The following is a 13,657-nucleotide window of genomic DNA, read 5'->3' as shown; positions in this document are numbered from 1 at the left end:
TTTTTAAAAGGGGACTAACCATGAAAAAAACAGTGAATCTGCGCCTGACGGCAGAACATCCCATTATGAAAAACCATCTTATTCACGGAGAATCTGTCATGCCCGGTCTGGCCTATATTGATATGCTGTATCAGCTGGCAAAGCAATGCCTTGATCTTTCATTCCGTTCCATCTGTCTGAAACGGATGACCATTTATCATCCTTTATCAGTGAAACGGTCAGAGCAGCTTGATGTGAGTGTCATATTCAGTAAAGAAAAGGAGTTCTGGACAGCCTCGATTTGCGGGGCGGATTCCGGGACGGTTTTCTTATCAGCGGAGGTGCATGAAGGAGTCTTCTCATCAGATAGACGCCTTGACGCAGGGGAGAAAAAACAACAAGCCGCACTTCCGTCAGTCTCTTTGCATACAGTTTACGAAGCCGCGAGGAGCCGCGGACTGTCGCATGACGGGCTGATGAAGCCGGAGGGAGAGATCTATGCAAATGAAGAGGAATGTTTCCTTGATATTCGGCAGTCTGATTCATGCCGGGAAAATCTCCCCGGCGCTCTCTTTCACCCCGCGCTGATGGACGGTGCCGCCATGGCTTCCGGCGTATTGCAGACAGCTGCAGGCGCCGGTTTGTTTTTACCGATTTATTATGAGTCGTTTATTGCCGCTGAGACCGTTACGGAGCGCTGTTACGCGGTGATTTCGAAAAAATCCGGCACACCTTCAGAAATGGTGAAAATGGATATTGACTTCTACAGCCCCAGCGGTGCGCATATTGCTTCACTGCTCGGCCTGACAGCCAAAAAGGTGCGGACAGACCGGCAGCTGATACCAGGCATTCAGCAGATTGAGGAAACCTTATACCGCATTTTCTCGACACACGCAGGCCGTCCTGTCACAAGAAATGATGCGCACACCGTGTTTTTTGAATTAGGTCTTGAATCATCACAGCTTCTGGCCATTATTAAAGACATCGAAGTAGCGTTTGATCTGCGGCTGAATCCGACTCTTTTATTTGAGTGCAGCAGCATATCCGAACTGCTTGAAGACATAAAAACAAAAGGAACAGATGAATCTTCCGGCCTTGTCGCGGATGAAGCACCGGTCTCTGAAACGCAATCGGGCAGTCAGACATTTACTTTCTATGAACATGAAGCATTCCTTCAGGATCATCTGGTTTTCGGCAAACCGGCACTGATGGGTGTAGTGTATCCGTGTCTGGTGCTTGAAGCATCCGGAGCGTCTCATTCCGGCACGTATTCCGCCGAACTGAAAGATATCCGTTTTACGGGAGGGCCCGTCACGCTGGAGCCGGGAGAGGCCGCGCAGATTGACATTTCATTTACGGCAGAAAAGAGTGCCGAACGCTTTACCGCAAGCTGCACTGTCTCCGGTAAAGAAAGCCGGAAGACATGTGCCGAAGGAGAAATAAGCAGATATACAGAGGCACCCATAAAAAAATCATATGACGTTGAACAAATGAAGTCGCATGCACAAAAGGTGGCGCCGGATGTCATTTCCCGTCTGTACGATTCGGTTGCCGACTTCACGATAGGCCCGATGCTGAAAACGGTAACGGCGGGATACAAAATGAGTGAGAGCTCCTTTTTATTGCAGCTGGACTTATCAGGAAAAAAAGAAAAAGGCGATCTCCATCACTTTGCATTTGACCCGCTTATATTGAATTCTTGTTATATGTCGCTCGGTGAAGAAGAGTTGCAGCTGAAAAAGCGGATTCACATACCGCTCATGATTGAGAGGCTGACGCTTTACGGACCTGTCATGTCTGATACCGTCTATGTGGTGAATACAATCAAACATAAAAAAGACGGGTTTCTCTCATTTGATGCCGCAGTCCTCAGTCATACCGGGGAACAGCTGGCGGAATTGAAAAATGCGTCTGTGAAAGAAGTGCTTCAGCCAAATCGGCTTGAAAATGCGTCTTTTGCCCCGTCCGGGAATCAAAGCCGTCAGAAAACGAAAGGAAACCCGCTGGATATTGCCGTTGTCGGAATTTCCGGCAAGTATCCGCAGGCAGATGATATCGACGCGTTTTGGGATAATCTCAAACAAGGAAAGGATTGTATTACCGAAATTCCGAAAGACCGCTGGAAATGGGAACATTACTTTTCCGAGGATCGGACGGCGCCGGGAGCGATCTACAGCAAATGGGGCGGATTCATTGACGGGATCGCCGATTTTGATCCTGAGTTCTTTAAGATTTCCCCACGTGAAGCGGAACACCTTGATCCTCAGGAACGGCTGTTTTTAATGCATGCGTGGATGGCCATGGAGGATGCGGGATATACGAGGACATCACCTGAACTGGGCCGTCAGGTAGGTGTGTATGCCGGTGTCATGTATCAGGAATACCCGCTATTCGCGGCTGAAGCGGGAGTGAAAGGACGGCATATCGGGCTCCCAGGCGGGATTTCATCCATTGCTAACCGTATCTCCTATTTTTGTGATTTTCAAGGGCCGAGCATTTCGGTCGATACGATGTGTTCGGGTTCGCTGACTTCATTGTACATGGCGTGCCGGGATCTGCGGGATCATCGGATTCGCGCGGCGCTTGCCGGCGGAGTGAATCTCACCGTTCATCCTAACAAGTACTTCATGCTGAGCCAGGGGCAGTTCATCTCATCTAAAGGACACTGCGGGAGTTTCGGCGCCGGGGGTGACGGCTATATTCCGGCAGAAGGGGTCGGGGTGCTGCTTCTTAAACGTTTAGAAGACGCCGTACAAGACGGAGACCGGATTTACGGCATCATTAAAGGAGCTGCCATTAATCATGGCGGGAGAGCGAGCGGTTACACCGTACCGAACCCCAAGGCGCAAAGCGAAGTCATTTCTCAAGCTTTACAGGAAGCGGGGGTATCCCCGGGCCAGATCAGCTATGTGGAAGCGCACGGGACAGGGACGATATTAGGCGATCCGATTGAAATCCGGGCTTTAACCGATGCATTCGGTGATGTTCCTGAAACATGTCTCATTGGGTCTGTCAAATCAAATATCGGACATGGGGAATCGGCAGCAGGCATCGCTGCTGTCACAAAAGTGCTGCTGCAGATGAAGCACAAACAAATCGTCCCATCTTTGCATGCAGATATTTTAAATCCGAATATCCAATTTGATGAAGGACCGTTTTCCGTCTGCCGTGAATTAACAGATTGGAAACGGATTTCAGCAGACGGAGAAGAACAGCCGCTCAGGGCGGGGATCAGCAGCTTTGGTGCGGGCGGTTCTAACGCGCATATCATTATTGAAGAATATGAGGCTCCTGTAAAACAAGCAATCAGCGGCCAAGAGCCGGCTGTCATTCTGCTGTCTGCAAAAAATGGGGAGCGTCTGACAGAATATGCGGAGCGCCTTCTTGCTTTTCTTCAAAAGAAGCATATGGATAAGCCGGACTTATTTGATGTCGCATATACTTTACAAGCGGGGCGGGAAGCGATGGATGAGCGGCTGGCTCTCATTGCGGACTCCCTTAAGGAGCTGGAGGACAAGCTCAGATCGTACTTGGAAAATGAAAACGCACCGCATCTTTACAGGGGGCGGGCGAAGCGAAATCATGAGACAGTGGCTGTGTTTGAATCTGATGAAGATTTGCAGGAAGCCATGGTCAAATGGCTGAAAAAGAGAAAGTACGATCATTTGCTGAAAATGTGGGTGCAGGGAGTCGATGTGGACTGGAACTTGTTATATTCGGGACAAAAACCCCGGAGAATCAGTCTTCCCGCCTATCCGTTTGCAAAGGTCAGATGCTGGATTCAAGATGAAGCCGAGGCGGTTCCAAAAAGGGATGACGGCAAAACGGTGATCCATCCGCTGCTTCATGAAAACACATCCGATCTTTGGGAGCTGAAATTCACCTCTGTTTTTACCGGACGGGAATTCTTTTTCACTGATCACACAGTCAATGGGCAGAAGGTGCTCCCGGGAGCCGCCGTGATCGAAATGGCCAGGGCGGCCGTTGAGCGTGCCGCATACGCTGTGCCGGAAGGACGTAAAGGAATGTATTTGAAAGATCTCATATGGATGAGGCCTGTCGTTCATCAGGGGACGGATGTAGAAGTCCATATCAGCCTTATTCTTAAGGAAAATGAAGACATTGAATTTACGATTTACAGCCTATCGGAAAAACCTGGGGGAGAACGGATTTTATACAGTAAAGGCACCGCGGTATCAGGAGAGATAGCAGCGGTTCCGTCAGTTCACTTAGAGGGCTGGCTGTCCGGCTGCAGCCAATCGGTTATGACGTCTGATGAGGTTTATCAGGCTTTCCGGCATGCGGGTATGATATACGGGCCGAGCCATCAAGGGATTGATCAGCTGATGATCGGAGAGAGGGGTGCTGCAGCCCGGCTGTCGCTGCCGGAAACGGCAGACAGTACCGCCGATCAGTTTGTCATCCATCCGAGCCTTCTGGATGCCGCGTTTCAGGCGTCACTGGGTGCCGGTTCAGATACTGCCGGAGACACTCCGATGCTGCCGTTTTCCCTGCGGCAGGCAGAAATATTTCAGCCGACTCAGAAAACGATGTGGGCGCTTGTCCGCAAACAGTGCGATCGGTCAGATAACGAAGCGCTGACGCTGGACATTGATTTATGTGATGAAAACGGCGCTGTTTGTATGAGATTGACAGGCTTCTCCTGCCGGGCTGTCCGGCAGACAAACCAAACCGAAAGCAAACGGCAGGAAGTTCAGACGGCGATGCTTGCCCCTGTTTGGGACAAAACTTTCTTTTCTCTGGAAGAAAATCGAGCGGTTGATCAGGAACAATTGCTGATCATCGGAAAGCCGGGAGATACCATAAAGGCTGCGGCAAAAATGTGGCCCCGCGCCCATCTGGAGGAGACGCCGGATCATTCAAGCGAGCAAACATTACGTGAATTGACAGCCGGGTATCAGGATATCCGCCATTTCTTATGGATTGCGCCGGATCGTTTCGCACCTGCATCCGTCAGTCAGGAAATGCTTGATGAGCAGGAGAATGGGGTGATTCAATGTTTCCGTTTCATCAAAGCGCTGCTGTCACTCGGGTATGGAAACCGAAACATCAGCTTTACGGCGGTCACCCGGCAGACACAGTCCGTGTATCTGGGTGATCTGCCGCAGCCTGAGCATGCAGGCGTACACGGTTTGATCGGTTCATTGGCAAAAGAATATCCGAACTGGGACATCAGGCTGATTGATGCAGAAGAAGGCAGTGATTCGTCTGAGATGAAAAACATCTGGTGCCTTCCTCCAGATCCGGACGGAAATGCTGCCGCGTACCGTAACGGAGCTTGGCACAAGCAAAAAACAGTCCGGGTGCTGACAAGTTCCGCTCCGCGTATGTCGTACAGAGAAGGCGGTATTTATGCTGTCATCGGCGGAGCGGGCGGTATCGGAGAAGCATGGAGCAAATACATGATCACCCGTTACAAGGCACGGATTATATGGATCGGCAGGCGGCCGAAGGATCAGGAGATTCAGAGCAAAATAGACAGGCTGGCGATATCAGGCCCCGCCCCGCATTATATACAGGCTGATGCTCAAGATGCCGCAGCGCTTAAAGCGGCCGTCCGTTCCGTAAGAGAGCAATATGGCAATATAACGGGAGTCATCCATTCTGCGATAACGCTTGCCGACAAAAGTATGGCGAATATGGATGAAGCTTCTTTCAGAAACGCTTTTTCAGCTAAGGTGAATACGAGCGTCCGAATGATCGAAGCTTTTAAGGGAGAACCGCTTGATTTTGTGCTGTTTTTCTCCTCCGTTAATTCTTTCACAAAAAATGCCGGGCAAAGCAACTATGCGGCAGGATGTACATTTCAAGACGCCTTTGCCCGCCATATCGCTTCCTTGCTTGATTGTGAAGTGAAAGTCATGAATTGGGGATATTGGGGCAGTCTGGGCGTTGTATCAGACCCGTCTTACAGAAAACGGATGGAGGCGTCAGGGATCGGTTCTATTGAACCCGATGAAGCAATGGAGGCGCTGGAAGTCTTACTATCAGAACCGTTCAGCCAAGCGGCATTCATCAAAGCTGCTCCGCACGGCTTAGCCGCACTGACGGATCAAGATGCAATATCGGTTGTATCTGGTCCGGAGCCTTCATTTATGGAAAGCGTCAAGCGGCAAAATCCGGATCGGAATGAACGGCTTGAGACTTTAAAACGAGAAATGGAGTTGCGCATATGAACAGCCTTCTTTGCAAACTGCTATTTTACCAATTACAATCACTCGGTTTTTTCAGCGAGCCTGTCACCACAGCTGCAGCATCCATGCGGAACGCCGGTGTGATCGGCACATACGGCAAATGGCTGGAAGAAAGCCTGAATCTATTAAAAGAAAACGGATATATCGCGTATGACGGATACACGATCACTCTTCTCACGGATCAGCACCCGGACGGCCGCACAGTCTGGAATGAGTGGAATGCCCATAAACGCCTGCTTCCAAATGGGGAGCTTGCGCAAGCTGAATTGGCCGAGGCGACGATAAAAGCGATGCCTTCAATTTTAAAAGGAGAACGTCCGGCTACGGATATCGTATTTCCCGATTCATCAATGCAGCTCGTTGAAGGTGTTTATAAGCATAATCCCATTGCGGATTATTTTAATGAAGTGTTAGCAGATTCCGCGGCCGCTTACCTGAAAGCCTATCTTACAGAACACCCCGATGCCGGCATCAGGCTGATAGAAGTAGGGGCCGGGACGGGCGGAACGAGCGCCAAACTGTTTGCAAAACTGCAACCATTTGCAAAACAGATTGCGGAATATTGTTATACGGACGTTTCTAAAGCTTTTTTAATGCATGCCGAACAGGAATACGGACCTGATGTGCCGTATTTGACAACAGCCTTGTTTAATGCGGAGGAGCCTTGCGAATCACAAAATATCAAAACGGGTGTTTACGATATTGTCATCGCCGCCAATGTGCTTCACGCCACAAAAAATATCAGTTTGACACTGCGCCGTCTGAAAGCGCTCCTGAAATACAACGGGATGATTCTGATAAACGAAATCAGCGATCGTTCTGTTTTTACCCATTTAACCTTCGGGCTGCTTGACGGCTGGTGGTCCTATGAGGATGATGAGCTTCGGATTCCGGGAAGTCCCGGCTTATATCCAAAATCGTGGGAGCATGTGCTGCATTCGGAAGGATACAGAGCGGTTTGTTTCCCTGCTGAAACGGCTCATGATTTAGGTCAGCAGATTATCGCAGCTGAGAGTGACGGACTCGTCCGGATGCAAGGGATCAGAGACGGCAGAAAGCCATACGCCGCCCCGTCCGAAGTTTTCCGAAAGCCCGCACAGCCTGTTTCCCGCAGCCGCGCGCCAGAGGAGCATCAAGCTGTTAAGGCTGATGGGGAATCGGTCGCTTCCCATGTCCGCTCTGTCATCAAAACAAGTATTGCCGATGTATTAAAAATGAAAGAAGAGGATATTCAGGAAGAACTGAATTTCTCTGAATACGGCATTGATTCCATTTTAGCCGTCAATGTGATTAACGAGATGAATAAGCGATTGAATCTTACACTGCAGACAACGATTTTATTTGATTACTATCATGTGAAACTGCTGACCGGTTATATCTCGGCAGAATATGAAACCACCATAGCCTCATCTTTGGAGACCGAAAGAGCGAAAATCCGTCCGGCGCTTCAGGAAGAACGGCCTGCCGAAAAACCTTTGCAGACGGAAAGAAAGGAAAACGGTTATCAGAAACCGAAACAAGAACGTATGCCGCCTTCTTTCGCAAAGTCCGATGACTCGGGAATGTTCCGGGTTGTGATTGACCGTCCGGGCGGCATTGAAGATCTGACGATTGCCCGCAGTGAAGTGCCCGAGACAAAAGATGACGAAGTTCAAATAGCCGTCCGCGCCTTTTCTTTAAACTTCGGAGACTTACTTTGTGTCAGAGGGCTGTACCCGACGATGCCGCCTTATCCATTCACTCCCGGATTTGAAGCAAGCGGCGTCGTGATCAAGACAGGGAGGCATGTAACATCCATCATTCCAGGTGATGAAGTGATTGTCGGCATGGGAGAGGAATTTGGATCTCAGGCGAATCTCATCACATGTAAAGAACATCAAGTCTATCATAAACCGGCCCGGCTGACCTTTGAAGAAGCATGCGCTCTTCCCACCGTGGCGGTGACAATGATAGACGCCTTCCGGAAAGCCGGACTTAAAAAAGGCGAAAAAATATTAATTCAGACCGCGACGGGAGGAACGGGGCTGATCGCGGTGCAAATGGCCCGGCATATCGGCGCGGAAATATATGCCACGGCCGGATCACAGAAAAAAATTGAGTATTTGCATTCGCTCGGGATCCGCAATACCATTTGCTATTTAGAAGAAGACTTTGAAACGGAAATCATGCGAATGACCGGCGGCCGCGGGGTGGATGTAGTCATTAATACCCTGGCCGGTGATGCCATGCAAAAAGGAATGAATTGCCTGGCGCCGGGCGGAAGATATATCGAAATTGCCATGACTGCGCTGAAATCCGCTAAGTCAGTCGACTTGTCCGTCCTTCATAACAATCAATCGTTTCACAGCGTGGATTTGCGGAAGCTGTCCCTTCAAAATCCGGAACAGGTCAAGGACTATCAATTGGAACTGCAGCGGCTGGCGGAAGAGGGAGTCATTCAGCCTGTCATCTCAAAAATCTTTTCCTTTGAAGACATAAAAGAAGCGTATCACTGTCTGGATGACCGCGGAAATATCGGGAAAATCGTCATCAGCGTTTCTGAGCCGTATCAAAGGACGTACCGCCCCGAACAAAAGGGTCCGGCCGATACAGTCAAATCAGCAGCTGTGTTACCTGAAAAAGAACCGATCGCGATTATCGGGATGAGCGGGCGGTTTGCTGAATCGGAGAATGTCCATGAGTTTTGGGAAAACTTAGCCGCCGGACGGGATCTGATTAAAAAAGCAGACAGATGGGATCTCTCTGACAGCCAATGCCAGTATGGCAGTTTTATAGAGGACATTGAATGTTTTGACCCCGTTTTCTTTAATATATCGGGACGTGAAGCGACCTATATGGACCCTCAGCAGAGGCTGTTTTTGGAAGAAACATGGAAAGCGCTTGAAGATGCGGGATATGCGGGAGACTCGGTAAGAGGCCGGGAATGCGGCGTGTATGCCGGCTCCTGCGGCGGAGATTACCAGGCCATTTTTAAACAGCAGGGGCCCGCGCAGGCTTTTTGGGGCAATCATAATTCCGTCACTCCGGCAAGGATCGCCTATCACCTTAATTTACAAGGTCCGGCGATCACTGTTGATACAGCATGTTCCAGTTCGCTGACAGCCATTCATTTGGCATGTCAGGGGCTCTGGACGAAAGAAACGGAAATGGCGGTGGCGGGCGGGGTTTTCATTCAATCCACTCCCGCTTTTTATCAGTCGTCAAATAAGGCGAATATGCTGTCGCCGACCGGGCGCTGCCATACGTTTGATCAAAGCGCGGACGGCTTCGTGCCGGGTGAAGGCGTGGGAGCCGTGGTGCTGAAACGTCTTAGCGACGCGGTTAGTGACGGAGATCATGTGTACGGCATCATAAAAGGCTCTGCAATGAATCAGGATGGCACTACAAACGGAATAACCGCTCCAAGCGCGCTTTCTCAAGAACGATTGGAACGGCATGTCTATGATACTTTTCACATTGATCCGGAAACCATTCAAATGGTGGAAGCTCATGGAACGGGCACTGCACTGGGCGACCCGATCGAATTCGGCGCCTTAACGCGCGCTTTCCGCCGCTATACGGATAAAAAAGGATATTGCGCCATCGGCTCTGTGAAAACCAATCTCGGACATGCCGCTGCGGCCGCGGGGATGGCCGGACTGTTTAAAATCCTGCTGTCGCTGAAGCATCGGCAGATTCCGGCTTCCCTGCATTTTCATCAAGCCAATCAGCATATTCAAATTGCCGACAGTCCGTTTTTTGTTAATGAAAAGCTGATACCGTGGGAACGGAATCCGGATGCACCGCGCAGAGCCGCCATCAGTTCATTCGGATTCAGCGGAACAAATGCCCATCTTGTTATTGAAGAGGCGCCGCAAACCGTGCGCCGGTCACCGGCAAAACCGGCCTGCCTCATTCCTTTATCTGCGCGGACGGAGCGTCAGCTGGAAATTCAGGCAGAACGCCTGCTGGATGTACTCAGCAAGAACAAAGATAGCGATCTGGGAAATATAAGTTATACGCTCCTCCTCGGCAGAAAGCATCTGCATCACCGGTTTGCCTGTATCGTAAGCAGTGCGGACGAACTGAAGCGGGTATTATCGGAGTGGCTAGTAAAAAGAGAGCTTCCGGGTGTGTTTGTGTCCAATTTGAAGGATCAGAAGCCGGCAGAGGAAGCCGGAATGAAAACATTCGGAATGGAGTGCATTGAACAGTGCCGCTCGGCGGCTTCGCCCGCACAGTACAGAGAAAGCCTGGCACATATCGCTGATCTTTTTTGCAGAGGATATGATCTTCCTTTTACACGGCTTTTTGACGGAGGGCAATATTATAAAACGCCGCTGCCTGCCTACCCGTTTTTAAAAGAAAGGTATTGGGCGGCTGATGTAAACAGTTCTTTATCAGGTCAAGTCATGAAAAAGTCTGAAACGCAAACCTTTCTCCCGTCTTCGCCACAGCCTGAACATGAAGGGCTGATTTCTCTGAGTCCTTTAACTGAGATCGAAATGACAGCGTTTGAACCGGAGACATTGCAAAAACCGATCGTGTTACAGCCTTTGGATTGTACTGGTTCTGTCCAGCAGCCAGAAAAAGCCGTTTCCGAAGACAATAGAACATTGCTTGAAGAATTGAGGATAAGCCTGGCAGATATTTTATTTTTGTCACCGGAAGATATTGATGCTGATGAGCCTTTCATCGATATGGGGCTTGACTCCATTATCGGGGTTGAATGGATACAAACAGTAAATAAAACGTACCACACTGAGATTACTGCCAATAAGGTGTATGAACACCCGACGCTTGAGGAGCTTGCGGAATATATAGCGGGGCAAATAAAGAAACCCGAGTATGCTGAAGCGGAGGAAACAGCGGTACGTCCGCAAATCCCGGAAGCAGAAGCTCCCCTTGCCGGCATCTCTGACGGCACTTTGCGCAAAGAGCTCAAAGAAAGCCTTGCGGACATCCTGTTTCTGAAGCCGGAAGATATTGATGAGCATGAGGCATTCATTGATATGGGGCTGGATTCTATTATCGGTGTGGAATGGGTTCAGTCCATTAATAAAACCTATCAAGCGTCTATTACGGCAAATCTTGTCTATGAATATCCGACAATCGCAAAATTAGCCGGGTATCTGACCGGTTCTGTCCAAAAAGATACTGAGGAAGTACATGGGGAACATACGAAACAAAACGATATATCAGAAGAGACAGATGATCAAGAGCCGCCCGAGCTGATCTGTCTTAACCCGGAAGGAAAGGGAAGACCGATTTTCTGGTTTCATTCCGCGCTGGGGGCAGTGGAGCTGTACCAGCCTGTTGCCGAACGGACCGGGCGTCCTTTTTACGGAATTCAGGCAAGAGGATGGATGACAGACCGGGAACCGATCCGCGGCATTAAACACATGGCGGAATATTACGTTAAGCTCATACGTACCGTGCAGCCCCGGGGTCCTTACGATGTAGGCGGCTATTCATTAGGGGGCATGCTCGCTTATGAAGTCACCCGGCAATTGCAGCTGGCTGGAGAAACCGTTGAGTCAATCGTCATGCTCGACTCCTTTGACTCAGCGGGTGCGCGGGAAATAAACATTCCTGATGAATTATTTGATAAAAATATGATGCTGCAGACGGTGAACATGGCTTTATTTGCACCAATTTATCAACATCCGGAACGCATTTCTGAAACCTTGATTCACCGTGATGAACTGAATGCCGATCTTCATGAAGACATATTTTTAGAGCAATTAATAGCAAAAGCCAAACAGCGGGGGTTAACGAAGACGGACGCGTTGGTGAAAAATCTGATCAGGCAGAATATAAACGTTCAGGACGCTTACGAAATCACTGATTACGAACTCCTGCCGCTTCCGGATCCGAACGGGGTGACGTGCTATTATTTCCGAAATAAAAACGGTATTTTCTTGGGTGAGCTTGATCCGTATTTTACGATCAGGGCCGATATTTTATCTGCTGATTTCGTCAACTACTGGAGCCAGTGGGAAGAGCATATGACAAATATCGCCATCATGGATGTGGCAGTATCCAACCATATGACGTTATTGGCTGAAGACAGCGCAGCCGAAACGATTTCTGAATTTTGCGGCGTTTTATATTCGGCAGACGGAATGACAGAACACAGCTTCCTGCAGCTGCAGGAAAAGATCATGAACGTGCATGGTGAGATGCTGAAGCAGCCCGCCAAAACAAGACCTTAAATTCACATATCCGCCCGCCGGGTTTACTTGTAAACTTTGGCGGGTCATTTCAAATCTTGGACACATCTTGGAGGAATGAAAATGACCAGTTTAACAAAAATCAGACAGCAGCAGCCGTACAAGTGGTACCAAACGATGAGAGAAACCTCTCCCGTTCATTACAATGAAAAGGAAGATTGCTGGGAAATCTTCACCTATGATGAAGTGAAGCGGGTGATTTCTGACTACAGTCATTTTTCTTCCGATCATAAATACTTAAGTGCGGACAAGCAGGAAAAAATGATCCGGCATATTAACAAAGACAGCCTTTTGAAAATGGACCCGCCTGAACACACCGTCTTCAGAAAATTGGTCAATCAGCCGTTCATGCCGAAATCGGTTGAGACTCTTACACCGCGTATAGCCGCTATCGCTGATGACCTGCTTCAGGCCGTCCGTTCAAAAGGCAGGATGGACATTATTGAAGATTACGCATTTCCGCTTCCGATTATCGTGATCGCAGAGCTTTTAGGATTTCCTCCGAAAGACAGGGATATCTTTAAAAGCTGGGTCGACCAAAGCCAGAATGTAAAAGATGAAAAGAAAATGAATGAAGTGCAAAAGCAGATGATCGGATACTTCATGCAGTTTATTTTACAGCGGAGAAAACAGCCGGAAAATGATTTAATCAGCCATTTAATTTCAGCTGATTTAGACGGAGAGCCGCTGTCAGACAAGCAATTAATCGGTTTTTGCGGCTTGTTGATCGTCGCGGGGCACGTAACGACGGAAAATGTGATCGGAAATTCATTTCTCAGTCTCAAGGAGTTTCCGCATATTCTGCCCCGGCTGCTTGAAAATAAGGCGCTTCTCCCTGACTTTATTGAGGAAGTCATCCGCCTCAGACCTTCCATTCAGCGGGTAACCCGCTACACCGCGGTTGAGAGCGAGATTGGCGGAAAAACGATTCCGGCCGGAGAAAAAGTGTATGCGTGGATTGGATCGGCGAACAGAGATGAAAAGAAGTTTGAAAATGCCAATCAAATTGATTTAGGAAGAAAGCCGAATCAGCATTTGTCATTCGGTCAGGGCAGCCATTATTGTTTAGGAGCGCCGCTTGCCCGGCTTGAAGCGAAAATCGCACTTTCCCACTTTTTTGAACAGATGCCCGCATGGCGTTTTACTGAGGATCAAGAGCCGAATCTGGTTCCGAGCCCTGTATTTCACGGCGTTGACAGGCTGCTTGTCGAGTTTTGAACGAAAAAATAAAAGAGGCTTCACGGGAAGCCT

Annotated in this window: 3 protein-coding genes; all 3 read left to right on the top strand. The window is 49.2% G+C overall.

The window, feature by feature from the left end; translation table 11 throughout:
- Positions 1-20: 20 nt before the first annotated feature.
- The 3 genes from Y79_RS0119605 to Y79_RS0119595 all read left to right on the top strand — a co-directional run bounded on the left by Y79_RS0119605 (position 21) and on the right by Y79_RS0119595 (position 13,624).
- On the top strand, positions 21-6,176 hold the full coding sequence (locus Y79_RS0119605; protein ID WP_016939196.1) for a type I polyketide synthase: 6,156 nt from the start codon (positions 21-23) through the stop codon (positions 6,174-6,176).
- A complete protein-coding gene (locus Y79_RS0119600; RefSeq protein ID WP_016939195.1) occupies positions 6,173-12,388 on the top strand; it encodes a beta-ketoacyl synthase N-terminal-like domain-containing protein in 6,216 nt (2,071 codons plus the stop codon). Before Y79_RS0119605 ends, Y79_RS0119600 begins: the two co-directional genes overlap by 4 nt.
- A gap of 81 nt (positions 12,389-12,469) precedes the next feature.
- Positions 12,470-13,624, top strand: a complete 1,155-nt coding sequence (locus Y79_RS0119595) for a cytochrome P450 (RefSeq protein WP_016939194.1) — start codon at positions 12,470-12,472, stop codon at positions 13,622-13,624.
- Positions 13,625-13,657 lie beyond the last annotated feature (33 nt).

This window comes from Bacillus siamensis KCTC 13613 (assembly GCF_000262045.1).
GTDB lineage: Bacteria > Bacillota > Bacilli > Bacillales > Bacillaceae > Bacillus > Bacillus siamensis.
Note: the sequence above shows the minus strand (reverse complement) of the source record. Positions and strands in the feature narration are given on the sequence as shown.